23 protein-coding genes are annotated in these 26,192 nt (G+C 72.2%); 11 read left to right on the top strand and 12 right to left on the bottom strand.

Features of this window, described 5'->3' with window-relative positions; all coding sequences use genetic code 11:
• The first annotated feature begins 36 nt into the window (after window positions 1-36).
• Entirely contained in the window at window positions 37-1,410 is a 1,374-nt protein-coding gene (locus KHP12_RS12585) for a hemolysin family protein (RefSeq protein WP_051573069.1), read from the top strand.
• The gene (locus tag KHP12_RS12580) at window positions 1,407-2,516 is read left to right on the top strand and encodes a hemolysin family protein (RefSeq protein WP_086880621.1); all 1,110 of its coding nucleotides are present in this window, start codon (window positions 1,407-1,409) and stop codon (window positions 2,514-2,516) included. The genes KHP12_RS12585 and KHP12_RS12580 overlap by 4 nt, the downstream gene beginning before the upstream one ends.
• Before the next feature lie 199 nt (window positions 2,517-2,715).
• Here KHP12_RS12580 and KHP12_RS12575 read toward each other — a convergent pair whose 3' ends face one another.
• On the bottom strand, window positions 2,716-4,605 hold the full coding sequence (locus tag KHP12_RS12575; RefSeq protein ID WP_086880622.1) for an AAA family ATPase: 1,890 nt from the start codon (window positions 4,603-4,605) through the stop codon (window positions 2,716-2,718).
• Window positions 4,606-5,004: 399 nt separating this feature from the next.
• Window positions 5,005-5,634, bottom strand: a complete 630-nt coding sequence (locus tag KHP12_RS12570; RefSeq protein ID WP_211832949.1) for a uridine kinase family protein — start codon at window positions 5,632-5,634, stop codon at window positions 5,005-5,007.
• A 170-nt stretch (window positions 5,635-5,804) separates the two neighbouring features.
• Here KHP12_RS12570 and KHP12_RS12565 point away from each other — a divergent pair, with 170 nt between their 5' ends.
• Both KHP12_RS12565 and KHP12_RS52390 read left to right on the top strand, forming a co-directional pair.
• Complete coding sequence (locus tag KHP12_RS12565; RefSeq protein ID WP_211832948.1) at window positions 5,805-7,220, top strand: C39 family peptidase; 1,416 nt, start codon at window positions 5,805-5,807, stop codon at window positions 7,218-7,220.
• 137 nt (window positions 7,221-7,357) lie between these two features.
• The gene (locus KHP12_RS52390; protein WP_276328620.1) at window positions 7,358-7,489 is read left to right on the top strand and encodes a hypothetical protein; all 132 of its coding nucleotides are present in this window, start codon (window positions 7,358-7,360) and stop codon (window positions 7,487-7,489) included.
• A gap of 5 nt (window positions 7,490-7,494) precedes the next feature.
• Here KHP12_RS52390 and KHP12_RS12560 read toward each other — a convergent pair whose 3' ends face one another.
• The 3 genes from KHP12_RS12560 to KHP12_RS50960 form a co-directional block, all read right to left on the bottom strand.
• Entirely contained in the window at window positions 7,495-8,127 is a 633-nt protein-coding gene (locus tag KHP12_RS12560; protein WP_086880625.1) for an HhH-GDP family DNA glycosylase, read from the bottom strand.
• Window positions 8,128-8,190: 63 nt separating this feature from the next.
• Complete coding sequence (locus KHP12_RS50965) at window positions 8,191-8,514, bottom strand: CdaR family protein (protein WP_244202623.1); 324 nt, start codon at window positions 8,512-8,514, stop codon at window positions 8,191-8,193.
• Window positions 8,511-9,002 carry a hypothetical protein gene (locus tag KHP12_RS50960; protein ID WP_244202624.1) on the bottom strand — a complete coding sequence of 164 codons (492 nt, stop codon included), beginning with the start codon at window positions 9,000-9,002 and terminating at the stop codon, window positions 8,511-8,513. Before KHP12_RS50960 ends, KHP12_RS50965 begins: the two co-directional genes overlap by 4 nt.
• Before the next feature lie 709 nt (window positions 9,003-9,711).
• Here KHP12_RS50960 and KHP12_RS12550 point away from each other — a divergent pair.
• Entirely contained in the window at window positions 9,712-11,994 is a 2,283-nt protein-coding gene (locus KHP12_RS12550; protein ID WP_086880626.1) for a putative bifunctional diguanylate cyclase/phosphodiesterase, read from the top strand.
• Between the two features lie 82 nt (window positions 11,995-12,076).
• Here KHP12_RS12550 and KHP12_RS12545 read toward each other — a convergent pair whose 3' ends face one another.
• The 6 genes from KHP12_RS12545 to KHP12_RS12525 form a co-directional block, all read right to left on the bottom strand.
• Window positions 12,077-12,442 (bottom strand): DUF779 domain-containing protein, encoded by a 366-nt coding sequence (locus KHP12_RS12545; RefSeq protein WP_086880630.1) that lies wholly within the window; start codon window positions 12,440-12,442, stop codon window positions 12,077-12,079.
• A gap of 100 nt (window positions 12,443-12,542) precedes the next feature.
• Complete coding sequence (locus KHP12_RS12540) at window positions 12,543-12,932, bottom strand: terpene synthase family protein (RefSeq protein WP_086880627.1); 390 nt, start codon at window positions 12,930-12,932, stop codon at window positions 12,543-12,545.
• Between the two features lie 174 nt (window positions 12,933-13,106).
• The gene (gene adh / locus KHP12_RS12535) at window positions 13,107-14,630 is read right to left on the bottom strand and encodes an aldehyde dehydrogenase (RefSeq protein ID WP_086880628.1); all 1,524 of its coding nucleotides are present in this window, start codon (window positions 14,628-14,630) and stop codon (window positions 13,107-13,109) included.
• Between the two features lie 107 nt (window positions 14,631-14,737).
• A complete protein-coding gene (locus KHP12_RS12530; RefSeq protein ID WP_211832947.1) occupies window positions 14,738-16,129 on the bottom strand; it encodes a GAF domain-containing protein in 1,392 nt (463 codons plus the stop codon).
• Between the two features lie 91 nt (window positions 16,130-16,220).
• The gene (locus KHP12_RS52385; protein WP_262704163.1) at window positions 16,221-16,355 is read right to left on the bottom strand and encodes a hypothetical protein; all 135 of its coding nucleotides are present in this window, start codon (window positions 16,353-16,355) and stop codon (window positions 16,221-16,223) included.
• 310 nt (window positions 16,356-16,665) lie between these two features.
• Window positions 16,666-17,931 carry a glycoside hydrolase family 18 protein gene (locus KHP12_RS12525; RefSeq protein ID WP_086886550.1) on the bottom strand — a complete coding sequence of 422 codons (1,266 nt, stop codon included), beginning with the start codon at window positions 17,929-17,931 and terminating at the stop codon, window positions 16,666-16,668.
• 383 nt (window positions 17,932-18,314) lie between these two features.
• Here KHP12_RS12525 and KHP12_RS12520 point away from each other — a divergent pair, with 383 nt between their 5' ends.
• Window positions 18,315-19,487, top strand: coding sequence for an acyl-CoA dehydrogenase family protein (locus KHP12_RS12520; RefSeq protein ID WP_086886551.1), 1,173 nt, complete (start codon window positions 18,315-18,317; stop codon window positions 19,485-19,487).
• Between the two features lie 46 nt (window positions 19,488-19,533).
• Here KHP12_RS12520 and KHP12_RS12515 read toward each other — a convergent pair whose 3' ends face one another.
• Complete coding sequence (locus KHP12_RS12515; protein ID WP_086886552.1) at window positions 19,534-19,899, bottom strand: hypothetical protein; 366 nt, start codon at window positions 19,897-19,899, stop codon at window positions 19,534-19,536.
• Between the two features lie 228 nt (window positions 19,900-20,127).
• Here KHP12_RS12515 and KHP12_RS12510 point away from each other — a divergent pair, with 228 nt between their 5' ends.
• The 5 genes from KHP12_RS12510 (at window position 20,128) to KHP12_RS12490 (ending at window position 26,160) form a co-directional block, all read left to right on the top strand.
• Window positions 20,128-20,568, top strand: a complete 441-nt coding sequence (locus KHP12_RS12510) for an Lrp/AsnC family transcriptional regulator (protein WP_020866923.1) — start codon at window positions 20,128-20,130, stop codon at window positions 20,566-20,568.
• A gap of 146 nt (window positions 20,569-20,714) precedes the next feature.
• Window positions 20,715-22,262 carry an amidohydrolase gene (locus KHP12_RS12505; RefSeq protein ID WP_246649044.1) on the top strand — a complete coding sequence of 516 codons (1,548 nt, stop codon included), beginning with the start codon at window positions 20,715-20,717 and terminating at the stop codon, window positions 22,260-22,262.
• 995 nt (window positions 22,263-23,257) lie between these two features.
• The gene (gene lnt, locus KHP12_RS12500) at window positions 23,258-24,952 is read left to right on the top strand and encodes an apolipoprotein N-acyltransferase (RefSeq protein WP_372455296.1); all 1,695 of its coding nucleotides are present in this window, start codon (window positions 23,258-23,260) and stop codon (window positions 24,950-24,952) included.
• 158 nt (window positions 24,953-25,110) lie between these two features.
• Window positions 25,111-25,851 (top strand): polyprenol monophosphomannose synthase, encoded by a 741-nt coding sequence (locus tag KHP12_RS12495; RefSeq protein ID WP_244203202.1) that lies wholly within the window; start codon window positions 25,111-25,113, stop codon window positions 25,849-25,851.
• Window positions 25,852-25,971: 120 nt separating this feature from the next.
• Window positions 25,972-26,160: a Rho termination factor N-terminal domain-containing protein gene (locus tag KHP12_RS12490; protein ID WP_020866919.1), complete on the top strand. Its 189-nt coding sequence runs from the start codon at window positions 25,972-25,974 to the stop codon at window positions 26,158-26,160.
• Window positions 26,161-26,192 lie beyond the last annotated feature (32 nt).

The raw sequence follows: 26,192 nt of genomic DNA, 5'->3' as shown, positions 1-26,192 counted from the left end.
CTGCGCCGCCGCCGACCACGAGGCGGCGGCATGAGCATCACCCTGTCCCTCCTGCTGCTGTCCGCGGCACTCGTCCTGATCCTCGCCAACGGCTTCTTCGTGGCCGCCGAATTCGGCCTGGTCACCGTCGAGCGGCCGGACGCCGAGCGAGCCGCCGACGAGGGTGACAAGCGCGCCCGTACCGTCGTCGAGGCGCTGCGCGAGCTGTCCTTCCAGCTCTCCGGCACCCAACTCGGCATCACCATCACCTCGCTGATCGTCGGCATGCTGGCCGAGCCCGCGCTCGGCCATCTGCTGACCGCGCCGCTGGAGGCGGTCGGGCTGCCGCACGGCGCCGTCTCCGGTGTCGCCATCGTGCTCGGCATGCTGCTGGCGTCCGCCGTCCAGATGGTCATCGGCGAGCTGGTGCCCAAGAACTGGGCGGTCTCCCGGCCGCTACAGGTCGCCCGCTTCGTCGCGGGCCCGCAGTACGCCTTCGCCCGCTTCTTCCGGCCCGTGATCGCCCTGCTCAACACCGTGGCCAACCGGCTGGTGCGGGCGCTGGGCGTGGAGCCCACCGAGGAGCTGGCCTCCGCCCGCACCCCCGGTGAGCTGGTCTCGCTCGCCCGCCATTCGGCGCGGGCCGGCGCGCTCGAGCAGGACACGGCCGATCTGTTCGTCCGCACCCTCTCGCTCGGCGAGCTGACCGCCCAGCATGTGATGACCCCGCGGGTGCGGGTCAGCGCGCTGCACTCCACGGCGACCGCCGTGGATGTGCTCAATCTCACCCGGGCCACCGGGCTGTCCCGGTTCCCCGTCTACCGCGACCGGCTGGACGAGGTCATCGGGATGGTGCACCTCAAGGACGCCCTCGCGGTGCCGTCCGACGACCGGTTGCGCACCCCCGTCAGCCGGATCGCGCAGTCCCCGGTGCTGGTCCCCGAGACGCTGCCGGTCCAGCCGCTGCTGGAGCGGCTGCGCAGTGAACAGCCGATAGCCGTGGTCGTCGACGAGTACGGCGGCACGGCCGGTGTGGTCACCCTGGAGGACATCGTCGAGGAGCTGGTCGGCGAGGTGCGCGACGAGCACGACGACGAGGCCGCGGAGACCCCCGACCTGGTGCAGACCCTCACCGAGGACGGCCGCACCGTTTGGGACGCCGACGGCGGCTGCCGCGTCGACACCCTGCGCCGGATCGGCCTCGACGCGCCCGACGGGCCGTACGAGACCGTGGCCGGGCTGGTGGCCGATCTGCTGGGGCGGATCCCCGCCCCCGGCGACATCGCCGAGCTGCCCGGCTGGAAGCTGGCCGTCCGGCAGGTCGGCCACCACCGGGCGGAACGGGTACGCATCGTCCGCACAAAGCCGGGTACTACGCCGCCTGTGCAGATGACCGCCCATGCCGTGCCCGGGGAGGGGAACGGACGATGAGCCTGGTACAGCTTCTCTTCGCTGTCCTGCTGGTCCTGGCCAACGGCTTCTTCGTGGGCGCCGAGTTCGCCCTGGTCTCGGTGCGCCGCAGCCAGATCGAGCCGCGCGCGGCCGAGGGCTCCGCGCGCGCCCGTACGGTGCTCACGGGCCTGGAGAACCTGCCGCAGATGATGGCGGCCGCCCAGTTCGGCATCACCATCTGCTCGCTGACCCTCGGCGCGGTCGCCGAACCGACCGTCGCCGAACTGCTGGAGCCGGTCTTCCACGCCGTCCACCTGCCCGAGCAGCTGATCCACCCGCTCGGCTACGCCATCGCGCTCGCCCTGGTGGTCTTCCTCCATCTGGTCATCGGCGAGATGGTGCCGAAGAACCTGGCCATGGCGGCGCCGGACAGGACCGCGCTGTGGCTGGGCCCCGGGCTGGTCACCTTCGCGCGGCTGTGCCGCCCGGTCACCGCGCTGCTGGGGGCGTGCGCCCGGCTGGTGCTGCGGCTGTTCCGGGTGGAGCCCAAGGACGAGGTCGAGGCCGTCTTCACCAGCGAGCAGCTGACCCATCTGGTCGAGGACTCCCGGCAGGCCGGGCTGCTCGACCCCGGGGAGCAGGAGCGGCTCGCGGACGCCCTGGAGCTGGGCAGCCGCCCGGTCACCGACGTCCTCCTGGACCCGGCGGGCCTGGTCACCGTGGATCCCTCGGTCACCCCCCGGCAGATCGAGGAGCTGACCGTGCGCACCGGCTACTCGCGCTTCCCGGTGCGCGGCCCCGGAGGCGCCTTCATGGGCTATCTGCATGTGAAGGACGTCCTGGAGCTGGAGTTCCCGGAGCGGGCCGTGCCGCAGCGGGTCTGGCATCCGATCGAGACGCTTCGGGCGGAGCTTCCGCTGGACGACGCCCTCACCGCGATGCGCCGGGCCGCCTCCCATCTGGCGGCCGTCGCCGACGCGTCGGGCACGGTGCTGGGGCTGGTCGCGCTGGAGGACGTCCTGGAGAAGCTGGTCGGCGAGGTCCACGACCCCGCGCACCGGGGCGGGGCCCGGGACCGGGTGGCCGAGCCCAGGGGCGAGGCGGCGCCCGTGCTCTCCGAGGAGGAGCGGGCGATGGTGGGCTGAGCGGCGCGGTCGCGCTGCGGTTTGCGCCTGCGGCGGGCCTTTCCCCTACCCGCCCCTCCCCACAACCGGGGCTCCGCCCCGGACCCCGGTCCTCAATCGCCGGACGGGCTGATTTCAGCCCGTCCGGCGATTGAGGACACGCCCAAAGGGCGTCCGGGGTCCAGGGGTAGGGGAAAGCCCGCCGCAGGCGCGCCATCGCCTACCCCAGGGGCGGGTCCTGCGGGTCCCGGTACATGGGGCCGCGGCCCGACAGGACCTCCCCGTACGCCTGCATCAGATCCGGCAGCCGCAACGTCGCGAGGTCATCCCGATTCGGCGTACCGCTCCACCCCGACAGCCGCAAATCCCGGTAAGCGCAGCTCTTCTCGTACAGCGTGCGCAAAAACCGCCCGTTCCCCAGCTCGTCGATCCAGCCCTGGTCCACCACATGGCCGCTGATGCTGCGCAGCTCCTCCACGGCCTCCTCGTCCCACACATCCCCGTTCTCCGCCGCCAGCACCTCACCGATCCGGGTGAGCTCCAGCGGGCGGTAGCTGGGGAAGTCGACACGGGTGGTGAAGCGCGAGCCGAGGCCGGGGTTGGCGGCCAGCAGGCGGTCCATGCCCTCGGGGTAGCCGGCGAGGATCACCACCAGCCGGTCGCGGTTGTCCTCGGCCCGCTTGAGCAGCACCTGAAGCGCCTCGTCGCCGTACGCGTCGCCCTTGCTGTAGCCCGAGTTGGACAGGCTGTACGCCTCGTCGACGAAGAGCACCCCGCCGAGCGCCGAGTCGATCAGCTCATTGGCCTTCACCGCCGTCTGGCCCAGATACTCGCCGACCAGATCGGCGCGCCCGGCCTCCACCAGATGGTCGCCGCCGAGCAGCCCGAGGGCGTAGAAGACCCGGCCGAGGATGCGGGCCACGGTGGTCTTGCCGGTGCCGGAGGGCCCGGAGAAGACGAAGTGCCGCTTGGGCGGCTGGACCGGCAGGCCCTGTCCGGCGCGCAGCCGCGCCATGTGGAGCTGCGCCGACAGCGCCCGGACCTGCCGCTTGACCGGCTCCAGGCCGACCATGCGCTCCAGCTCCTGGAGCGCGCTCTCCAGCAGCACCGGATCGGAGGGGCCGGGCTGGGAGGGCAGTCCGGCCCGGTCGCGGGTGCCGCCCGCGCCCATCACCGCGGGGCCCATCAGCGGCGGACCCTCGGGGCCCTCGGCCGCGGCACGCGGATCGCGGCCGTCGGACAGCGTGTCGGCGGGGTCGGTGGCGGTGGCGTCCCGGCCGTCCGTGGCGTCCTGGCCACCGGCCCCGGCCAGCGATACGGCGGCGAGGTCCGCGGGCTCGTCCAGCCCGTCGGACTCGGCTATCGCCGCCAGCCGCGCCGAGGTGTCCATGAAGGTGGAGTCGATGCGGTGCACCGCGCGGTAGAGCGGGAGCGCGGCGGCGCTGCGCCCGGTGCCCTCATGGGCGCGGGCGAGCCAGTAGCGCAGCTCCTTGCGCTGGGGCTGTTCGCTGCGACAGCGCATTAAGGCGGCGGCGAGCAGCGGTTCGGCCTGGCTGTACATCTCCAGCCGGACCCGCGCCATTCCGGCGAACAGACCGGCCTCGATGCCGAGGAACTGATCGTCGAGCAGCGGCTCGGTGTGGCGCACCAGCTGCTCCCAGTCCTTGACCAGATAGGCGCGGCAGGCGTGCAGGAAGCGAGCCTGCGGATCCGCCTCGACCGGGGGGCAGCCGGCCAGCGCCCGGTCCAGCTCGGGCACATGGCGGCCGTCGAGCCAGTGGGAGGCGTGGGCGAGCAGCAGGTCCCGGCTGGTCTCCAGCACGGGCTGGACCCACCAGCCCAGCCAGTACCAGGAGTTGAGGGTGCGGCGGTGCCGGGCGCGCTGCTCGCCGAAGCGGTCGCGGTGCCGGTACATCCGCAGCAGCGCCGCCGCGGTGTCGGCCCGCAGCGCGTGCAGTCCGAGCCAGGCGTCGGCCATTCCCGGATCGAGCCGGGTGGCGGCCCGGAACTCCTCCTCGGCCTGTGCGTACGCGCCCATCGTGTAGGCATCGACGGCTCGCAGCCAGGCGAGGTCGGCCGGGGCGTGCGAACCCTGCGTGCCGAAATCCATCACGTCCCCCACAACCCCTGCCCCCGTGGATGCCGCAGGGGCGACTGCCCCTTTCGCATCGTACCTGCGCAACTCGCATGGGCCGAGGGTGCCGCACTGTTGTTCGTCGCAATCCCACAAGGCCGGACGGGTGTGCGCGGGGGCGTGTAAGGGGCGCACAAGGCCCGGGGAGGGTCGTCACTCAGGGTGAGGAAGTGGCCGCGCAAAGCAGCGGAAAACCGGCGCCAGACAGGACGAAGCCCCCGATCACGGGGGAACAACCGGGGGCTTCGCGTTGTGGGACGACTCGTACGAGTCGCACATTGAGAACGTAAGACCTGTATGGGCCCCAGGTCAAGCCGAGTTGGAGTGCGCGTCATGCCTCGGGCGGCGGCGTCAGGCCCGGTCGGTGGCATCGGCTCACGCTGTGTGAGACCAGGGGATGTTTCCGTCGGTCGCCGCGGGTCCCGGTAGCACCTCATACCCCTCCTTCCGCTGCTGTACCAAGGCTCCTGCGTACGGACGGGACGGATCGGCGGTGAAATGCGCACGCTCGGCGGGCAGCCATCTGTCCCAGAACGCGGTCTGCTCCGGGCCGTCCCGCAGCTGACCGCGCCGCCAGGAGTCCCGCTCGGGCAGCTCCATCCACAACAGCTGCGCCAGCCGCGGGCGCACCGCGCGGCGGCCGCTGCCCACGCCCTCCAGCAGCACCACCGGCGCGGGGTCGAGCCGCCGCCGGGCGGTGGTGAAGCGGCGCTCCACCCAGTCGTACGGGGCGTAAGCCGCGGCCGCGCCCCGGGCGAGCGGGGCGAGGACATGGGCTTGCAGCCGCTCGGCCCAGCCGAAGAGCTCCTCATGGGTGGCGAAGTCGTCCGTGTGCAGCACCGGCGCGCCGCCGAGCGCTTCGGCCAGATGCCCGGCGAAGGTGGTCTTCCCGGAGCCCGCGTGGCCGTCGATCGCGATCAGCCGGACCGGCCCGCAGGACGGCGGCAGCGCGCGCAGGCGCCGCGCCAGCGCGTCCAGGCCGCCAACTCGTCGGTAAGTTCGCATCGGGGACCACCATACGGCCCTTCGGGCTCGTTCACTCCATTGGTTCACACCAATATTGATGGAGCGGGCGCTGGGGGAATCACTGGCCTGAGACCACTCGCAGCGGCCATAGTTGTGCGACTGTCGCACCCGCCGCCCACTGGACCGGACGACGACTGGGGGAACCCCGCATGACCAGATCTGGATCCACGCCCCGCCGCTCCGTGCTCGCCGCCGCACTCGGCGTCGCGGGCGCCGCCGCCGTCACCACGACGGCCACAGCGGCCGCCGGAACGGCCCGCCCCTCGGCGGGCACCTCGGTAACCCCCGGGGACGCCGCGGCCCCGGCGGGCCCGAAGGCCGAGCGGATCGCGGAGTACCACGGCTGGACCAGCCACGCCGACTGGCTGGCCGGTGCCGCCAAGGGCGTCCGCGCCGAGTCCGGCGCCCGCCCCGGCATCGTCATCTCCCGCCCGCTGGGCAGCGTGGACTACACCGATCCGCACACCGGCACCAAGGCCACCTGGGAGTACGCCACCTGGACCTCTCCGGTGCGCACCCTCTCCGTGCCCGCGACCGAGGCCATCGTCTCCTGGAACGCCCGCACCCCCGCCGGCACCTGGATCCAGATCGAGCTCAAGGGCACCTACACCGACGGCTCCGCGACCCCCTGGTACGTGATGGGCCGCTGGGCCTCCGACGACGGCTCCTCCTCCATCCGGCGCACCTCGGTGGACGACCAGAGCGACGACAAGAGCTCGGTGTGGACCGACACCTTCTCCATCGACGACCCGGCGAGCGGGCTGCGGCTGGCGACGTACCAGGTGCGGCTCACCCTCCACCGCAAGCCCGGCACCACCCTCACCCCCACGGTGTGGCGGGTCGGCGCGATGGGCTCGGATGTCCCCGACCGGTTCGAGGTGCCCGCCTCCACGCCGAGCCTGGCCAAGGGGCGCGAACTCGTCGTACCGCGCTACTCGCAGGAGATCCACAAGGGCCAGTACCCGGAGTACGACAACGGCGGCGAGGCGTGGTGCAGCCCCACCTCCTCGCAGATGATCATCGAGTACTGGGGTCGCAAGCCCTCCGCCGAGGACCTGGCCTGGGTCAACCCGGACTACGCCGATCCGCAGGTCTGCCACGCCGCCCGGTCCACCTTCGACTACCAGTACGAGGGCTGCGGCAACTGGCCGTTCAACGCCGCCTACGCCGCCACCTACCGCGATCTCCAGGGCGTGGTCACCCGGCTCGGCTCGCTCAACGACGCCGAGAAGCTGATCGAGGTCGGCATTCCGCTGATCACCTCGCAGTCCTTCCTCAAGACGGAGCTGGACGGCGCGGGGTACGGCACCTCGGGCCATCTGATGACGGTCATCGGCTTCACGGCGGACGGCGACGTCATCGCCAACGACCCGGCCTCGGCCGACAACGCGGCGGTCCGCCACATCTACAAGCGGCGGCAGTGGGAAAATATCTGGCTGCGGACGAAGCGGTACAACGCCGACGGCAAGGTGGTCTCGGGCACCGGCGGCGTCTGCTACCTCTACTTCCCGGCCAAGCCCACCGCCGCCCAGCGGCGGGTGCTGAAGGAGCTCGGCATCCGCTGAGCACAGGCCGGTCCGCTCAGGAGGCGTTGAGCGCCACGGTGGGGTGGAGGCGAGCGGCGCGGATGGCCGGTAGAGCCCCGCGAGCACACCGATCCCCAGCGTGGCGCCGAAGCCGCCGGCTGCCCAACGGCCAGCTGGTGTGCACCCTCGCCCGTGCCCAGTCCTTCCTGCACCGGGACGAGTCCATCCGGCCGGACGACGTCCGGGTCTCCCTGGACGACGGCGAGCGGACGGCCGGCCCGTACCAGTGCTCGCAGTTCCTCACGTGACCGCGCTACGCCGCAGCGCGCACCTCGTGCGCGGCGTCCGCGTGCAGCGCGACCCGGACCAGGGCGGCGGCCAGCCGGGGAAGGTCCTTCTGGGCCACCAGCCCCTCCAGCGACCGCGCGCTCTTCGGCAGCCCGACCCGCTCGGCGCCGTCCAGCGCCTTGCTGTCGAAGTACGGGGCGAACTCGGGCCAGACGCCCTGCACCTCGCGCAGGAAGATGTTCACCCCGGCCGGCCCGATGCCCTTGATCCCCTGGAGCAGCTTCTTCACGTCCCCGGCCTCGCGCAGCCGCCGCAGATCGCCCCCGTACTCCCGGTTCACCAGCTCGGCCGCCTCGCCCAGCTGGCTGGAGGTCCGCTCGTCGTAACGCCGGTAGCCGCCCTCGCCCAGCGCGTCCACCCGCTGCTGCCAGGTGGCCTCCGCCATGCGCCGCGGGTCGCGCATCCCGGCGTCGAAGAGGGCGCGGGCGGCGGCGACGGCGATGTCGGAACTGATCCGCGCGGACAGCAGATGCGCGAGCACCAGCAGCTGGTAGAGCGGGCCGGGGGTGTCGCGGAGCTTGATCCCGGCCTCGGCGGCGAAGGTCGTGCCCTGCTGGTCGAGCAGAGCGCGCGCCACAGTCTTGTTCTTGTCGCTCATTGCCCATCCCGCCTTGTGGTGTGGTGCGGTTGCGTCGGTTCCGGGTGCCCGGCGGTGGCCCGCTCACTCGGGGCCGCTCCGCATGATCTTGCCGCCGCGGTCGAAGTACGCGCAGAGGGTCTCCACCAGGTCGGTGTGGCCGTACGGGCTGTGCGAACGGCGGCGTACCTCCAGCGCCCGCAGCGCCTCCTGGTACGAGCGGGGCACCTCGTGCGGGGTGCCGCAGGACCCGCCGACCCCGATCGCGCCGCTGCCGGTGCCGAGCTCACGGCTCAGCGCCGCATGCAGCGACCGCTCGCCCGGTGCGCCCTGGGCCACCAGGACCGCCGTCTCCGCGCACAGGGCGGGCAGGATCCGCAGGCCGGGACCGGTGGCCGCGCGGCTCACGGCCTTGGGCGGTGCGCGGCGGCGGTGGCCAGCGCCGCCGCCGTCTGCCGTACGAGCAGGGTGAGCAGCAGACGTTCGTCCTCGCCGGGCCGGTCGCGGCGGCTCACCACCAGTGCGCCGTAGAGCCCGTCCGGCGCATGCGGTCCGCCTGGCCCGTGCGGCCCGCGCGGGCCGTCCCGCTCGCGCAGCCCGAAGGCCCAGCCCCAGGCCGGCCGGGGGAACCGTACCGGCCCGTCCCGTCCGGCCGGCTCCCTCACCTGCGTGTCCAGGGCCTCGGTGGCCCGCTGACCGTCGTACGGACAGCGGACCAGGCCCTCGCCGAGCCGTAGGTAGCCCGCCTCGGCGCGGCCGGTGCCGAGCGCGCCGACCTGGGCCATCGCCCGGCGCAGTATCCCCGCCTCGTCCTCGCCGTCGATCCCGTCGAAGCCGGTGAACAGGGTCAGACAGCGGCGCGGCAGTGGTTCCTGGGCGACACCTGGTGGGGCCATGGGGTCACTCCGTGCGTCCTTGTGCGTCCCGTGCGTCGTCGTGCCTCCTCGAGGAGACGTACCTCTCTCGAGAAGAGCCTCCTCGTGGAGATCCAGCGGCCGGGTACCCCTATTCATGGCGATTCACCGCATGCGGGCGAAAAGGCTGCACGGATTTCGGTCCGTGGGGCGGAGGGCCGGGCGTACGGGCCGGGCGTGCCACTGTCCCGGCCGCGGAGACCCCGGTGTGACGTTCAAGCGCGGCGGACGTGATGGATTTCCTCATTCGACTGCTCCCAGGCGGGGTTGGCGCACCGTCAGAACGGGGCTCCCCGAAGGGGTTTCGCCGAGGCGCTTTCAAAGGCCCGCCCTGTGGAGGGCCGAGGTCAGCGCGGGGTTCGGGCCGCTGGCAGGTGCCGCTGACAGATGCCCGACAGCCCCCGGCGGGGCCCGTCTCCATGATCAGATCCGGATTGGAGTTTTCCGTTTTTCCTTTCCCCATCGAACGGTTGATCAGTAATCTCGCCTCAGCAGCGGGTTGCCGTGCCGCTCTTCGTCGTGCTCCACTTCCCCGAGGACGCGGACGACCCGAGGGCGGCCCCGGAAGCCGGAAGAGGGCGAAGGAAGTGCAGGACGTGGACTGGCGGCCGGAGGGCATCGACGCCGCAGGCGAGGACGCGGCAGGCTACAGGGACACAGCCCATGGCGGCTGCCCCGGGGAGTGCACGATATGACGTCCGAATCGGGCGGGCCGAGATGTGACCGCGGCGCCGGGGACGCCGCCGGACACCCCGCCTCCAGGGAGAACGATCCGCTGAGGCGATTCGCGGGCATCTGGTGCCGGGCCGTCCACCCACTGGCCGCCACCACGATGGCCCCCGACGAGTTCGAGGACTATCTGCTGCCGCTGGCCCACCGGTTGAGCGCCGCCCTGCGCTCCTCCCCCTTCGACACCGAAGCCGCGTACGAGGTCGGGGCCGCGCTGGTGGACGCCCAGTGCACCGAGCCCGACGCGCTGCCCGCCATCCTGGGCGTCATCGACGCGCATCTGGTGTCCTGCTCGTCGCGCGGAGCGCCCGTCTCCCAGCCTTCCGTCTCCCAGCCCTCCGGATCCCAGCCCTCCGGTGAATCGTTCCCGGGACCGTCCGACGAGCCCTCCCACGAGCCCCTGGCCGACGACGAGGCGCGCGCCCGCTGTGTGCGGCTCCAGCACGCCCTCGCCGCCGGATTCGTCCGTGAGCTGCGCGAGCGCGAGCGCGATGAGCAGGAGGCCATCTCGCGGGCCGCGTTGGTCGCCCGGACCGAGGCCGAGAAGGCGCTGCACGCGAGCGAGGCCAAGTTCCAGGCCGTCTTCGAGGGCGCGGTCATCGGCGTGGGCATCGCCGGACTCGACGGCGAGGTGCTCGTCGTCAACGACGCCATGGCCCGGATGTTCGGCGGGATGGACTTCTTCCGCCCCGGCCGCAACGTCACCGAGTTCGTCCACCCCGACGACGTACCCGGCGCCCATGAGCTCTACCGCGAGCTGGTCAACGGGGAGCGCGACCACTTCCGCATCGAGAAGCCGCACTACCGCGACGACGGCAGCGAGCTGTGGACCAATCTGACGGTCACCCTGCTGCGCGACTCCAGCGGCGCCCCGCAGTACCAGCTCGCCCTCGCCGAGGACATCACCGAGCACCGGCAGCTGCGGGAGCGGCTGCGCTACGAGGCCACCCACGACGAGCTGACCGGACTGCCCAACCGCACCCTCTTCCTGGAGCGGCTGGACCAAGTGCTGGCCGCCGACGCCGACGCCGAGCCGTTCGGCGTGTGCTACCTGGACCTGGACGGCTTCAAGGCCGTCAACGACAGCCTCGGTCATGCCGTCGGCGACCGGATGCTCGAGGCCGTGGCCGAACGCCTCCGGCGCTGTGTGAAGGCTCCCACCGAACTGCTCGCCCGGGTCGGCGGCGATGAGTTCCTCGCCCTGGTCACCGGCCCCGCGGCGCAGGCCGACGGCGCCGGGCTGGCCCGCCGGATGCTCGCCGCGCTCGCCGAACCCGTCCGGATCGAGGGCCGTGAGCTGCGGGTACGGGCCAGCATCGGCGTGGTCGACGGCCGGGCCGGGGAGATCGGCCGGGCCGAGGTGCTGCGCAGCGCCGACATCACCATGTACCGGGCCAAGGCCGCGGGCGGCAATCGCTACGAGATCGCCGACGCCGACTCCAACGCCCGGGTGATCGCCCGGCACAGCCTCACCAACGGGCTGCCCTCCGCCCTGGAGAAGGGCGAGTTCTTCATCGAGTACCAGCCGCTGGTACGGCTCACCGACGGCACCGTGCGCGGCGCCGAGGCGCTCGTACGCTGGCTGCACCCGCTGCACGGAGTGCTCGGCCCCGACCAGTTCATCCCGCTCGCCGAGGACACCGGGCTGATCGTCCCGCTCGGCCGCTGGGTGCTGGAGCAGGCCGCCCGGCAGGCGCGCGAGTGGCGCGACGCCGCCGAGGACGACGAGTCGCTGCGCGTCAACGTCAATCTCTCGCCGTGCCAGCTGAGCCATCCCACGCTGGTCTCCGACACGGTGGCGGTCCTGGAGAACGCCGGGCTGTGCCCCAGCGCGCTGTGCCTGGAGGTCACCGAGAACGACCTCATCGGCGCCGACGAGACCGCCCTGCGGCCGCTGCGGCAACTCGCCGACCTCGGCGTGGACATCGCCCTGGACGACTTCGGCACCGGCTACTCCAACCTGTCGTATCTGCGCCGGCTCCCGGTCTCCCAGCTCAAGCTGGACCGTTCCTTCACCCGGGGCATGCAGCGGGCTCCGGCCGATCCGGTCGATGTCAAGATCGTCGAGGGGATCGTCTCGCTCGCGCACACGCTGGACCTCGCGGTGACGGTCGAGGGCGTGGAGACGGCCGTACAGGCCGAGCATCTGCGGGGGCTGGGCTGTGACACCGCGCAGGGCTGGTACTACGCACGGCCGGGCCCGCCGGAGCGGCTGCACACGCTGGCGCTGGCCGACGCGAGCTGAGGGCGCGAGAGGGTGGTGCCCACCCCCGCGTGCCCATCCGGCGGTGCGCCGCGCTCGGCTCGCCGTGCTCGGCTCGCCGTGCTCAGCCGGCCGTGTCGTCCAGCAGCCGTGAGCGGATCAGGAAGCGCACACCCTCCGGCGCCTCCAGGGAGAAGCCGCTGCCACGGCCCGGCACCACATCCACCGTGAGATGCGTATGCGCCCACAGCTCGAACTGCGAGGCCGACATCCAGAAGCCCACCGGCTCCTCGACCCCGTCCACCTCCAACTCCCCGAGCAGTACGTCCGACCCACCCGTACGGAACTCGCCGAGCGGGTAGCACATCGGCGCGCTGCCGTCGCAGCAGCCGCCCGACTGATGGAACATCAGCGGCCCGTGCTCGGCCCGCAGTCGGCGGATCAGATCGGCCGCGGACTCCGTCAGGGCGATACGTGAGGTCTCCGTCATCACCGGCACCCGCCTTCCCCGTCTGCTGCCAGTACGTCGTACTCCCAGTACGTCGGCCCAGTCCAACCCCCGCCACGTTGCGAGACGGTTGCACGCGAGCTCACGGAGGCCCGGCGTGGTGTGCGGTCAGATCTGTTCCCACCACCAGGCTATGGACGGTATCGCGGGCGGAGGACCCGTTCTCCTGAGCCAAGACCGTCAGGATGTTCGACTCGGTGGTGCTGCGGACCTTCTCCCTGCGGTAGGACAACAGATCGTTGTCCACCATGACCAGCGCGCCGGCCGCGTCCGTCAGGGCCTTCACATGAGGCCCTTGCAACTCCTCTTCGGGCAGCACCGTGCGCTCGGCCATCTCGATGCCGACAATGCTCATCCAGCATCCTCGGTCACGCGGCCCGATGATCAAGAATTCGTCCAGGGATGGGACGGTGGCCCGGGACCGGTGCGTGATGATGCCCGCCGCACCGAAGAGCCAGGTTTCGAAGGCCACGGAGTGGGGGGTGCGGGTGGCGCCGCGCGCCTCGGCGGAAGGGCTTCAACTGCTGTCGGACACGTTCTACTACGCCACCAGGCGATTCCGCGTGTGTTTCGACTCGCGGTCCGGATCGCGCGCAGGCAGGGCGCCTGACCGGCATCCGCCTGGTCAGGCGCCCTCTTGTGGTGCTCAGAAGAAGCCGAGCTTCTTCGGCGAGTACGACACCAGCAGGTTCTTCGTCTGCTGGTAGTGGTCCAGCATCATCTTGTGGGTCTCGCGGCCGATCCCGGACTGCTTGTAGCCGCCGAAGGCGGCGTGCGCCGGGTAGGCGTGGTAGCAGTTGGTCCACACCCGGCCGGCCTGGATGGCGCGCCCGGCCCGGTACGCGGTCGAGCCGTCCCGGGTCCACACTCCCGCGCCCAGCCCGTAGAGGGTGTCGTTGGCGATCCCGATCGCGTCGTCGAAGTCGCCGAACCGGGTCACCGCGACCACCGGCCCGAAGATCTCCTCCTGGAAGACCCGCATACGGTTGTCGCCCTCGAAGATCGTGGGCTCGACGTAGTAGCCGCCCTCCAGCTCACCCCCGAGCTCGGCGCGGCTGCCGCCGGTGAGGACGCGGGCGCCCTCCTGCCGGCCGATGTCCAGGTACGACAGGATCTTCTCGAGCTGGTCGTTGGAGGCCTGGGCGCCGATCATGGTGTCGGTGTCCAGGGGATGCCCCTGCGTGATCTTCTCCGTACGGGCCACGGCCGCGTCCATGAACGCCTGGTAGTGGCCGCCCTGGACCAAGGCGCGCGAGGGACAGGTGCACACCTCGCCCTGGTTGAGGGCGAACATGGTGAACCCTTCCAGGGCCTTGTCCATGAAGTCGTCGTCGCTGGCCGAGACATCGTCGAAGAAGATGTTCGGGCTCTTGCCGCCGAGCTCCAGGGTGACCGGGATCAGGTTCTCGCTCGCGTACTGCATGATCAGGCGGCCGGTGGTGGTCTCGCCGGTGAAGGCGACCTTGGCCACCCGGGAGTTGGACGCCAGCGGCTTCCCGGCCTCCACACCGAAGCCGTTGACGATGTTGACCACACCCGGCGGCAGCAGATCGGCCACCAGGTTCATCCAGACGTGGACCGACGCGGGCGTCTGTTCGGCCGGTTTCAGCACCACCGCGTTGCCGGCGGCCAGCGCCGGGGCCAGCTTCCACGTGGCCATCAGGATGGGGAAGTTCCACGGGATGATCTGGGCGACCACGCCCAGCGGCTCGTGGAAGTGGTACGCGACCGTGTCGTGGTCGATCTCGGAGAGGCTGCCCTCCTGCGCCCGGATGGCCCCCGCGAAGTAGCGGAAGTGGTCGATGGCGAGCGGGATGTCGGCGGCCAGCGTCTCCCGTACCGGCTTGCCGTTCTCCCAGCTCTCGGCGACCGCGAGGGCCTCCAGGTTCTGCTCCATCCGATCGGCGATCTTCAGCAGCACCGAGGCGCGCTCGGCGGGCGCCGTACGGCCCCAGGCGGGGGCGGCCGCGTGGGCGGCGTCCAGGGCCCGCTCGACGTCCTCGGCGGTGCCCCGGGCGATCTCGGTGAAGGGCTGCCCGTTGACGGGGGTGGGGTTCTCGAAATAGCGGCCCTGGGCCGGCGGTACGTACTCCCCGCCGATCCAGTGGTCATAGCGCGGCTGATAGGTGACGACCGAGCCCTCGGAGCCGGGGCTTGCGAAACGCGTCATGGGGCGGCCTCCCTGGTGTACGCGTGGTGGGTCCCGTTGCCGGACGCGTCGTTGGTACGCGCGTCCAGGCTCCGCCCGCGCCGACGCGGGCGGAGCCGACGGGGAGGCTAGGCGCGGCCACGTTGCGCGGACGTTGCGTCCCGGTGGCCGCCTCCTTGCCGCGGGGCTCCGTGCTCATGGCCGCTGTGGTGCCGCGCGGCTCCGTCCTCATGGCCGCCTTGGTGGTGGGCGCCGCCCGGCAGCCCGTACAGCTCCCGCAGCCGCCGCACCCGCGCCGCCGGCGCCACCCGCCCCGGCGCATGCGCCGGGAGCGTGGTCAGCAGCGCCTCCGCGACCTCCAGATCGTCCTCGCCCCACGGCGTCTGCCCCCAGCGTCGCAGCAGCTCAGGGTCGCCGTGGGAGAGCACGGCGCGCCGCAGCCCGTCCTCCAGCACCCGCCGCATCCGGCACACCCCCGGCGCCTCCGACAGCGGCAGCAGCGGTCCGGTGTACGCCCGCAGCGCCGTGTACGCGTCGCCGGAGGCCAACGCCTCGGCGGCGTCGGCCAGATCGGTGCGCACGGGTGTGCAGAGCCGGTACGGGCGCGAGCCGAGCAGCGGACCCACCAGACGGCGCAGCCGGGACAGCTCGGCCCGCAGCGTCACCGGGGAGCGGTCGTCGGCCCGGGGCCCGTACAGCTCGAGCGTCAGCCGGTCGCCGGACAGCCCCTCCGGATGGCCGGCCAGCAGCACCATGATCTCGCTGTGCCGCCGCCCGAGCCGCAGCCGCCGCCCGTCGACGACCAGCAGCGCCTCGTCCCGCCCCAGCACCGTCAGCGAGATCCGCGGCGTACGCGTCCGCGGCAGCTCGGCGCCCAGCTGGGCCTCGGCGGCGCGGGCGGTCGCCTGGACCAGGGCGAGGCTGTGCGGGGCGGCCAGATGGTCCCCGCCGGTGATGTCCACCGCGCCCAGCAGCCGCCCGGTGTGCGGATCGTGGAGCGGGGCGGCGGCGCAGGTCCACGGCTGCACACTGCGGTTGAAGTGCTCGGTGGCGAAGATCTGCACCGCGTGGTCGACGGTGAGCGCCGTCCCGGGCGCATTGGTGCCCGCGTGGCGCTCGTCCCAGCGCGCCCCGGCCACGAAGTTCATCTCCTCGGCCCGGTTCCGCACCCCCGCGTGCCCCTCCACCCACAGCAGCCGACCCTGTTCGTCGCAGACCGCGAGCAGATGGGCCCCGTCGTGGGCGATGGTGCCCAGCAACTCCCGGAACAGCGGCATCACCCGGGCCAGCGGATGGTCCGCGCGATAGGTGTCCAGCGCGTCGTCCGCCAGGTCGATCGGCGCCTTGCACTCCTGGGTGACCCGGGCGTCGGCCGAGCGCCGCCAGGACTCCGCCACCACCGGCCGTACGGCCGGACTCACCGCCCCCTCCGTCAGAAACGCCTCATGGGCGCGGCGCACGTCGCGGGTGCGCTCAGCGGGGTCGGTGCCTGACGCCATCGCCAGCCAGGGATTGACCATGGTGCCTCGCTCAGCGGTACGGAGGGGCGGAACACGGGGGGTGCGGGGTCTCAGGCTTTCACGGATCGGACGGCGGGAGGGAGTCGGCAGGTCAGGTATGCGCGGGCAGGGAGGGGGCGGGCACGACCCCGGGCGGGGAGGCATAGCCGCAGGAGTGGCAGATCTTCCACCCGTCCTGATTCACGGCGAGTTGGCCGCCACAGCTCGGGCACTGCTCGGAGCTCATGATCGTTCCTTTGGTTCACGCGCGCGGAGTGGAGCGGGCCACCCATGCGCTCAGATTTCCTTGTGGGGCGGATGCCCCGCAATAGCCAGAACAAGCCGCGTTGGCGTACGAGCCCCGGACGGAGCGCGTTCACGGAGGGAGTACGCGGCGTTACCGGGGGGTGTTCTCCACATACGCTCCTCGCGCCCCCTCGTGCGCCGCTTGAACGCTTGACACCGATGGCCTGGTTGTGCGCGGGCGCGCACGACGAAGCGGGCGGGGAGCCGGTGATGGCTCCCCGCCCGCTTCGATCAGGGGCGTTGCGGTGGGGTCAGCTGATGGACTTGATCAGCTCACCGTTCGAGGTGTCGCCGCTGAGCTCCCAGAAGAAGGTGCCGCCCAGGCCCTGCTGCTGCTTGTAGTTCATCTTCCCGGCGATGGTGGCGGGGGTGTCATAGCTCCACCACTGGTTGCCGCAGTGCGCGTAGGCCGTGCCCGCGACCGTGCCGGTGGCCGGGCAGGAGCCCTTGAGCACCTTGTAGTCCTCGATGCCCGCCTCGTAGGTGCCGGGCGCGGCGCCGGTCGCCGTGCCACCGGGGGCGTCCTGGGTGACGCCGCTCCAGCCGCGTCCGTAGAAGCCGATGCCCAGCAGGAGCTTGGACGCCGGGATGCCGAGGCCCTTGAGCTTGCTGATGGCGGCGTCGGTGGTGAAGCCCTGCTGCGGAATGCCGTTGTAGGAGTTGAGCGGGGAGTGCGGGGCGGTGGGGCCCTGGCCGGCCCACGCGCCGAAGAAGTCGTACGTCATGGGGTTGTACCAGTCGACGTATTGCGCGGCGCCCGCGTAGTCGGCGGCCTCGATCTTGCCGCCGGAGGAGCCGTCGGCCGTGATCGCCGCGGTCACCAGGTTGGACGAACCGAACTTGGCGCGCACGGCGGACATCAGTTTCTTGAAGGCGTCCTTACCGCTGGTGTCACAGGTGAGGCCGCAGGCGTTGGGGTACTCCCAGTCGATGTCGATGCCGTCGAAGACATCCGCCCAGCGCGGGTCCTCGACCAGGTCGTAGCAGGACTGGGCGAAGGCCGCGGGGTTCTTGGCGGCCTCGCTGAACCCGGAGGACCAGGTCCAGCCGCCGAAGGACCACAGCACCTTCAGGCCGGGGTGGAGCTTCTTGAGCTTGCGCAGCTGGTTGAAATTGCCGCGCAGGGCGCCCGCGTCCCAGGTGTCGGCCTGGCCGTCGACGCTGCTCGCCGCGTCGTACGCCTTGTCGTAGTCGGCGTAGGAGTCGCCGATGGCGCACTTGCCGCCGGTGACGTTGCCGAAGGCGTAGTTGATGTGGGTGAGCTTGGCGGCCGAGCCCGAGGTCTCGACGTTCTTGACGTGGTAGTTGCGCTGGTAGATGCCCCATTCGGTGAAGTAGCCGACCACCTTGTTCCCGGCGGCCTTCGTCGTGGGGGTCTTGGCGGCCTCGGACGTGGCCTGGGGTATGCCGGCGCTCCGGGGTTCACCGGCCGCTGCCGAGCCCGCGAGCAGGGTGGCGGTCAGCACCGCCGTACAGATCGCCGCGAGCGCGGCGGACAGTCTGCCTGGTCTGAGCATGGAATCTCCTCGGTGGGGGGTGAGGGGAGAGTGAACTGCCCGACGACCTGCCCACAGCTTGACATGAACGCGCAGGGCAGGGTGGGGAAAAGGTAGAAGGACTAGACCAGTGGGGTCAATGGTCTGGGCCAATTTGCTCCATGCGTGCGACGTTGTGGGGGTGCGTGGAGGAAGGTGGTAGGTGCCCGTGCGCGAATGTGGTTGAAGATCGGGCGACCGGTACCGGAAGGCTCCGGATCGGGCATACTCCAACCGCCGCGGTGCAGGTCATCACCGTTCGCGATCCGACGGGCGGACCGGCAGGCGGCAGCAACACCGGTGGCGCCGCCTCACCCCGGCGCACGCCGCCGCAGCGCCTGACCAGGGGAGAGGAGAGCGCCGCCATGACCGATCACGGCCCGCAGCCGGTGGAGCGTGAGCTGCCCACCGAAGAGGCCCGCGACCTGATTTCGCTCGTCCGCGAGCTGATCGAACGGGAGATCAAGCCCCGGGCCGCCGAGGAGGAGGCCGCCGGGCGCTTCCCCCGCGAGCTGTTCACCCTGCTGTCCGAGTCCGGGCTGCTGGGGCTGGTCCACCCCGAGGAGTTCGGTGGCGGCGACCAGCCGTACGAGGTCTACCTCCAGGTCCTCGAGGAGCTCGCCGCGGCCCGGCTGACCGTCGGCCTCGGCGTCAGCGTCCACACCCTGGCCTGCCACGCCCTCGCCGGCTACGGCAGCAAGGAGCAGCTGGCCGAGCACCTTCCCGCGATGCTGGGCGGCGGACTGCTCGGCGCGTACTGCCTCTCCGAGCCCTCCTCCGGCTCCGACGCGGCCGGGCTCACCACCCGGGCCACCCGCGACGGGGACACCTGGACGCTCGAGGGCACCAAGGCGTGGATCACCCACGGCGGCATCGCGGACTTCTACACCGTGCTCGCCCGCACCGGCCCCGAGCGCACCCGCGGCATCAGCGCCTTCCTCGTGCCCGCCGACGCCCCCGGGCTCTCGGCGGCCGCGCCCGAGCACAAGATGGGCATGGCCGGTTCGCCGACCGCCCAGATCCACCTCGACGGGGTGCGGGTGCCCGACGCGCGCCGCATCGGCGAGGAGGGCCAGGGGTTCGCGATCGCCCTGTCCGCGCTCGACGCGGGCCGTCTCGGCATCGCGGCCTGCGCCGTCGGCGTCGCCCAGGCGGCGCTGGACGAGGCGCTCGCGTACACCGCGCAGCGGCGGCAGTTCGGCCGGCCGATAGCCGACTTCCAGGGCCTGCGCTTCATGCTCGCCGACATGGCCACGCAGATCGAGGCCGGGCGCGCCCTGTACCTGACGGCGGCACGGCTGCGGGACGCGGGGCGGCCGTTCTCCAAGCAGGCGGCGATGGCCAAGCTGTTCTGTACGGACGCCGCGATGCGGATCACCACCGATGCCGTCCAACTGCTGGGCGGATACGGCTACACGGTGGACTTCCCGGTCGAGCGCTATATGCGCGAGGCGAAGGTCCTCCAGATCGTGGAGGGCACCAACCAGATCCAGCGGGTGGTGATCGCCCGCGCTCTCGCGGGGCCTGAGGTCGGCTGAGGCCGGTGTGTCGGTAGGGGGCGCGGCCTGCGCCCCCGCCGTTTCGCTACCGCCGCGTCACCGGGAAGCGCACCGGTCGCGAACCGGGGCCGCCGAGGTGGGAGAACGGCTGTGTCCGCCAGTCCAGGCCCGCCGGAAGCGTCAGCAGCAGCGCGGCGTCCCGCTCGAGCGCGTCCAGCGACGCGTCGGCGGGCTCGGCGTCGGCCACCCGGCGGCCGGTGCCGGCGCAGACCGTGAGCCCGAACGGGTCCCACGGGGACGAGCACAGCGCGTGCTCGGGAAGAACGTCCTCGTCGGCGAGGAGCGCGATGGGGCGTGCGCAGTCCGGGCAGATCACCCGGAACATCTCGTAGGTGTCGTGGATCTCGTCGGTATCGATGTCGCCTGCGTCGAGGCGCTCGAGATGAGGCATGAGTTTCCCCCTCGGGTGGGCTGGCCAGGCGCGTCGGCCTCGACCACAGCAAGCATTTCCCTCGCGGCCGCATAGGTAATCGCCACATCTCATAGGACACCCATGAGGACATGTGGCGTTCGTCACATGCCCGGCGCAGGTGCGGCGTAGCGGCGGCTATGTCCGCTGTGCCCACCCGGTGCCCACCCGTTGTGCCGGAGCCCTCCCGACCACATAAGGTGATCGGCTGTGGAGGAGTTGGACAGACAGATCGTGGAGCTGCTCGTCAAGGACGGCCGGATGAGCTACACGGACCTGGGCAAGGCCACCGGCCTGTCCACATCGGCCGTGCACCAGCGGGTTCGCCGTCTCGAACAGCGGGGCGTGATCCGCGGCTATGCCGCCGTCGTGGACCCCGAGGCCGTCGGGCTTCCCCTTACCGCGTTCATCTCGGTCAAACCCTTCGACCCCAGCGCGCCCGACGACATCTCCGAGCGGCTCGCCGAGGTGCCCGAGATCGAGGCGTGCCACAGCGTCGCGGGGGACGAGAACTACATCCTCAAGGTGCGCGTCGCGACCCCGCTGGAGCTGGAGCACCTGCTCAGCCGGATCCGCTCGCTGGCGGGTGTCTCCACCCGCACCACCGTGGTCCTCTCCACGCCCTACGAGGCGCGCCCGCCGCGCGTCTGAAACGCCCTTCCGACACCCCTCGTCGCATACCCCCATCGAGGCAGCCCGCCGTGAACGACCCCACCCCCGCCCAGGCCCCCGAAGGCCGTACCGTCCTGCTGCGCGGAGGCGAGGTCCACAGCCCCGCCGATCCGTTCGCGACCGCGATGGTCGTCGAGCGCGGCACCATCGCCTGGGTCGGCTCCGAAGGGGCCGCGGACGGCTTCGCGGACGGTGTGGACGAGGTCATCCAGCTGGACGGGGCGCTGGTGACGCCCGCCTTCACCGATGCGCATGTGCACACCACCGCGACCGGACTCGCCCTCACCGGACTCGATCTCTCCGGCGCCGGTACGCTCGCCGACGCGCTGGAGCGGGTGCGCGCCCACGCCGCCGCCCACCCCGCCGACCGGGTGCTGCTCGGCCACGGCTGGGACGCCGCCCGCTGGCCCGAGGGACGGCCGCCCTCCCGGGCCGAACTCGATCAGGCGACGGGCGGCCGCCCCCTCTATCTCACCCGCATCGATGTGCACTCCGCCGTCGTCACCACCGCGCTCCTCGACCTCGTCCCCGGCGTGTCGGACCTGGCCGGGTACCACCCCGACACGCCGCTGACCGGCGCCGCCCACCACGCCGTACGCGCCGCCGCCCACGCGGTCATCACCGAGCGGCAGCGCGCCGACGCCCAGCGGGCCGCCCTCGCCCGCGCCGCCTCGCTCGGCATCGGCACCCTCCACGAATGCGCCGGGCCCGACATCTCCTCCGAGGACGACCTCACCGGGCTGCTCCGACTCGCCGCCGAAGAGCCGGGGCCGCGGGTGTACGGCTACTGGGCCGAGGCCGCGCGCGGCGCCTCCGACCTGGACAAGGTGCGCGAACTCGGCGCCATCGGCGCGGCGGGCGACCTCTTCGTCGACGGGGCGCTCGGCTCGCACACGGCGTGTCTCCACCAGGCTTACGCCGACACGCCGCACACCGGCACCGCCTACCTGGACGCAGCGGCCGTCGCCGCCCATGTCACCGCCTGCACCGAGGCCGGGATCCAGGCCGGTTTCCACGCCATCGGCGACGCCGCCGTCACGGCCGTCGTCGAGGGCGTACGGACCGCCGCCGACACGGTCGGGCTCGCCCGCGTGCGCGCCGCCCGGCACCGCGTCGAACACGCCGAGATGCTCACCCCCGAGACCGTCGCGGCCTTCGCCGACCTCGGCCTCACCGCCTCCGTCCAGCCCGCCTTCGACGCCCTGTGGGGCGGCGAGGACGGCATGTACGCCCAGCGGCTCGGCCCCGAGCGGGCCCGCACCCTCAACCCCTACGCGGCGCTGCTGCGCGCCGGAGTGCCCCTGGCGCTCGGCTCCGACAGCCCCGTCACCCCGCTCGACCCCTGGGGCACCGTGCGCGCCGCCGCCTTCCACCGCACCCCGGAGCACCGGATCTCCGTCCGCGCCGCCTTCACCGCCCACACCCGCGGCGGCTGGCGGGCCATCGGACGGGACGACGCGGGCGTCCTGGCGCCCGGCGCACCCGCCGACTACGCGATCTGGCGGACCGGTGAGCTCATCGTGCAGGTGCCCGACACGCGCGTCGCCGGTTGGTCCACCGATCCCCGCTCCGGCACCCCCGGTCTGCCCGACCTCACTCCCGGGGGTCAACTGCCCGTCTGCGTCCGCACGGTGGTGGGCGGACGCACCGTCCACCTCCGGCCGGACGAGTGACGCGCGGGCGCCCCGTACCGCCGAACGATGAGCCCCCGGCCTGTCGTGGCATCTGAACACCGTCCGTACTGACCTGGTCATTTGAGGAAACGGCGCAGGTCATGTGGCTGTTGACAGGGTGCGGTCGGTGGCCGGTAGGTTCGGGCTCGTCCACCACAGGACGCCCGACCGGGGAATCTTCACGAAGTCGTCGAACGCCGCTGGGCCAGAGGGAGACGCGCCACCGTGGTGCGCCACCACTGGGAGCCAGGTCCAGTGCACGGGGGCGAGGGAGGGATCGCCGGGTCGGCAGGTGCGACCCGGGAGGGGCCCGGACGCTCAGTAGACAACGGCTCTCGGTCGATCCGCAGCCAGCGGGTCCCAGGTCGGCCCGAAGGGCGTCGGGCCCCCACTCCGCACGCGCACACCGGCGGACCGCCCCCCGACGCGGGGGCGGGGCCGCCGCCGGGCGAGGGAACCCCCGCCATGGCCGAAGCGTTTCTCTACCCCGAGGTCACAATCCGCACCTCGGGACCACTTCCGCGCGCCCGCGTTATACGGTCACCTCACCACAGCACGACCTGTAGGAAGGCCGCACCGTGCCATCGGGTTCCGACACCACCGCCGAAGCCGCCCCCACCGGGCCGGACGCAGACCGACCGGGTCAGCGGACGACCGGCTCCGCCGCCACGCCGCCCACGGAGGGCGCCGATGGCGCCGAGGGCGGTGACGCTGTGGGGGGTCGTGATCCCCTCGGGGGCGGTGACGCCGCCGAGGGCCGTAAGCCCGTGGAGGGCGGTGACGCCGTGGGGGGCCGTGACGCCGTCGAGGATCGTGACGCCGCCGAGGGCGGGGAATCCGGCGCGACCGGGGCCGCCGCGCCGGGGACTGCCGCATCCGGTGCCGCGTCTGCCGTGTCCGGAGCCGCGTCTGCCGCGCGGGGTGCCGCCGCGTCCGGACGCGCATCCGGGACCGTGTCCGCCGCGTCCGAGGCCGTCTCCGCCGCCTCCGGGTCCGTGCCCGATGCGTCCGGGACCGCGTCCGCCGCCTCCGGGTCCGTGCCCGATGCGTCCGAGACCGCCTCCGCCGCCTCCGGGTCCGCCTCCGCGTCGTCCGCCGGAGGGCGGCGGCCCGGCCGGCTGCGCCGCCTCGGCCTGCTCGCCCGCCGGGAGGCGCGGCGCAGCGCGCTCGCGGCGGTCAGCGGGCTCGCGCTCGGCCTCGCCTTCCCGCCGTTCGGGGTGTGGCCGCTGTCCCTGGTGGCCGTCGCCGCCCTGGCCCTGCTCACCCACGGCCGGACCGCCCGCCAGGGCGCCTGGACGGGCTTCGCCTTCGGGGGGCCGTTCTTCCTGCTGCTGCTGAAGTGGCTCAGCGTGGTGGGCTGGGACGCGGTGGTGGGCCTGTCCATCATCGAGGCGGCCTTCCTCGCCCTGATGGGGGCGGGGCTGGCCCTGGTCTCCCGGCTGCCCGTACCGGCCCTGTGGCCGCTGTGGACGGCCTGTCTGTGGGTCGCCGAGGAGTGGGCCCGCGACCGGGTGCCCTTCGGCGGCTTCCCCTGGGGCCGGCTGGCCTTCGCCAACACCGGCTCGCCCTACACCCCGCTCGCCGCGCTCGGCGGCGCCCCCCTGGTCACCTTCGGCGTCGCCCTGACGGGCGGCGCGCTCGCCGGTGCCGCGCTCACCCTGTGGCGGCTGCGCGCGGCCGGGGGCTTCTCGCCGCGCCGCGCCCTGCCCGCCGCCGGGGCCGTGGCCGTCGCGGCCGCCGTGACGGCCGCCGGATTCGCGGTGCCCATTCCCACCGCCGCCGACGACTCGGTCGACATCGCGGTCGTTCAGGGCAATGTGCAGCAGCCCGGTATGGACTTCCTGGGCCGCCCCATGAAGATCCTCGACAACCATGCGAAGGCGACCCTGAACCTGGCGAAGGACATCAAGGCGGGCCGGATCGCCAAGCCCGATCTCGTCATATGGCCGGAAAACGCCTCCGACCTCGATCCCTTCCAGTATCGGGAGGCGTACGCCCGGATCGACGAGGCCGTGAAGTCGATCGGCGTTCCGGTGCTGGTCGGTGCCCTGGTCGACCATCCGACCAAACAGGGCTATGTGGAGAACCAGGGCATCGTCTGGGACCCGAAGAGCGGCCCCGGCGCCTCGTACACCAAGCAGCACCCGGTGCCCTTCGGTGAGTACGTCCCCTTCCGCCAGGAGCTCAGCAAGATCATCACCCGGCTCCAGCGGGTGCCCCGCGACTTCTACCCCGGCGACCACACCGGTGTGCTGAACGTCGGCCCGGCCCGGCTCGGCGACGTGATCTGCTTCGAGGTCGCCTACGACGAGATCGTGCGCGACACGGTCAACGCGGGCGCCCGGGCGATCGTCGTCCAGACCAACAACGCCACCTATGGACGCAGCGGCCAGCCCGAGCAGCAGCTGGTCATGTCCAGGCTGAGGGCGATCGAACACGGCCGTCCGGTGATCACCGCGGCCACGAGCGGGATCAGCGCCGTGGTCTCCCCGGATGGCACGATCGAGCAGCGGACGAAAGAATTCACGCAAGATGTGCTCACCGCGCGCATCCCGTTGCGTGACGGCAAGACCCTGGCCGACCGCGTCGGTGCGACCCCCGAGTGGGTGCTCGCTATGGTGGGCGTTCTGTCCTGCGCGGCCGCGATCATGATCGGCCGTCGGGGACGTACGGACAAGAAGGGGCAGTAGCCGTGAGCGACGCACGCGAGGCCGAGGAGCCTGGCACCAAGGCCGACGAGCCGAGCGCGAAGGCCGGGGAGGCCGGCGCCGAGGCCGAGGAGCCGCGCCGTAGCAACGAGAGCCAGGATGACGGTGGCCGGCGGAAGTACGGTCCGCTCGGCACGACCTTGGTGATCATCCCGACCTACAACGAGGCGGAGAACATCAAGCCGATCGTCGCGCGGGTCCGGGAGTCGGTTCCGGACGCGCACATTCTCGTCGCGGACGACAACAGCCCGGACGGCACGGGCAAGGTCGCCGATGAGCTGGCTGCCGAGGACGACCACGTCAAGGTCTTGCACCGGAAGGGCAAGGAGGGCCTGGGCGCTGCCTATCTGGCCGGGTTCCGCTGGGGCATCGAGCACGGCTACGGCGTGCTGGTGGAGATGGACGCCGACGGCTCCCACCAGCCCGAGGAGCTGCCCCGGCTGCTCACCGCGCTCAAGGGCGCGGACCTGGTGATCGGCTCCCGCTGGGTGCCCGGCGGCCGCATCGTCAACTGGCCCAAGTCCCGCGAGTTCATCTCCCGGGGCGGCAGCACCTACTCCCGACTGCTCCTCGACGTCCCGATCCGCGACATGACGGCGGGCTACCGCGCGTTCCGCAAGGAGACGCTCGAGGGCATCGGCATGGACGAGGTCGCCTCCCAGGGCTACTGCTTCCAGATCGACCTGGCCTGGCGGGCCATCAAGGCGGGCTTCCACGTCATCGAGGTCCCGGTCACCTTCATCGAACGCGAGCGCGGCGAGAGCAAGATGAGCCGCGACATCGTCACGGAGGCGGCCTGGCGGGTCATGTCCTGGGGTGTGGGCTCGCGGGTCAACAAGGTGCTGGGCCGCAAGGATTCCAAGGATTCCAAGGATTTCTAGAAGTCCGAGGAGTCCTGGGCCCTCCGGTCCCCGGCCGCAGGGCCGCCCTCCGCGCTCGGAGTAGTCCCGCGGGCGATGTTCCGCCCCGTACCGGACACTTGAGGCGGAAGGAGGCGGAACATGGCCAAAGCGACCGCCAAGAGCGGAAAGACGTCGGGGCGCCGCATGGCGGCCCGTGGGGGCGCCAAGTCGGGCGGCATGGAGACGCGGACCAAGGAGGACCTGTACCGCGAGGCCCAGAAGGCGGGCATCGAGGGCAGGTCCCAGATGTCCAAGAGCCAGCTGATCTCGGCACTGCGCCACCGCTGACCCGGGGGACCGGGCGCGCCCCGGTTCCGGTG

Origin of the sequence: Streptomyces asiaticus (genome assembly GCF_018138715.1) — a bacterium.
GTDB classification, from domain to species: domain Bacteria; phylum Actinomycetota; class Actinomycetes; order Streptomycetales; family Streptomycetaceae; genus Streptomyces; species Streptomyces asiaticus.
The sequence above is the reverse complement of the archived record's forward strand: the minus strand, read 5'-3'. Positions and strand labels throughout refer to the sequence as shown.

Bases quoted from the DNA above. Each gene is read 5' to 3' on its own strand.
- KHP12_RS12565 (WP_211832948.1), top strand. From the start codon at position 5,805: ATGACCAGATCTGGATCCACGCCCCGCCGCTCCGTGCTCGCCGCCGCA.
- KHP12_RS12525 (WP_086886550.1), bottom strand. From the start codon at position 17,931: ATGCTCAGACCAGGCAGACTGTCCGCCGCGCTCGCGGCGATCTGTACG.
- KHP12_RS12550 (WP_086880626.1), top strand. From the start codon at position 9,712: ATGACGTCCGAATCGGGCGGGCCGAGATGTGACCGCGGCGCCGGGGAC.
- KHP12_RS12560 (WP_086880625.1), bottom strand. From the start codon at position 8,127: ATGAGCGACAAGAACAAGACTGTGGCGCGCGCTCTGCTCGACCAGCAG.
- KHP12_RS12570 (WP_211832949.1), bottom strand. From the start codon at position 5,634: ATGCGAACTTACCGACGAGTTGGCGGCCTGGACGCGCTGGCGCGGCGC.
- KHP12_RS12575 (WP_086880622.1), bottom strand. From the start codon at position 4,605: ATGGATTTCGGCACGCAGGGTTCGCACGCCCCGGCCGACCTCGCCTGG.
- adh (WP_086880628.1), bottom strand. From the start codon at position 14,630: ATGACGCGTTTCGCAAGCCCCGGCTCCGAGGGCTCGGTCGTCACCTAT.
- KHP12_RS12490 (WP_020866919.1), top strand. From the start codon at position 25,972: ATGGCCAAAGCGACCGCCAAGAGCGGAAAGACGTCGGGGCGCCGCATG.
- KHP12_RS12580 (WP_086880621.1), top strand. From the start codon at position 1,407: ATGAGCCTGGTACAGCTTCTCTTCGCTGTCCTGCTGGTCCTGGCCAAC.
- KHP12_RS12520 (WP_086886551.1), top strand. From the start codon at position 18,315: ATGACCGATCACGGCCCGCAGCCGGTGGAGCGTGAGCTGCCCACCGAA.
- KHP12_RS12515 (WP_086886552.1), bottom strand. From the start codon at position 19,899: ATGCCTCATCTCGAGCGCCTCGACGCAGGCGACATCGATACCGACGAG.
- KHP12_RS50960 (WP_244202624.1), bottom strand. From the start codon at position 9,002: ATGGCCCCACCAGGTGTCGCCCAGGAACCACTGCCGCGCCGCTGTCTG.
- KHP12_RS52385 (WP_262704163.1), bottom strand. From the start codon at position 16,355: ATGAGCTCCGAGCAGTGCCCGAGCTGTGGCGGCCAACTCGCCGTGAAT.
- KHP12_RS12545 (WP_086880630.1), bottom strand. From the start codon at position 12,442: ATGACGGAGACCTCACGTATCGCCCTGACGGAGTCCGCGGCCGATCTG.
- KHP12_RS12530 (WP_211832947.1), bottom strand. From the start codon at position 16,129: ATGGTCAATCCCTGGCTGGCGATGGCGTCAGGCACCGACCCCGCTGAG.
- KHP12_RS12505 (WP_246649044.1), top strand. From the start codon at position 20,715: ATGGTCGTCGAGCGCGGCACCATCGCCTGGGTCGGCTCCGAAGGGGCC.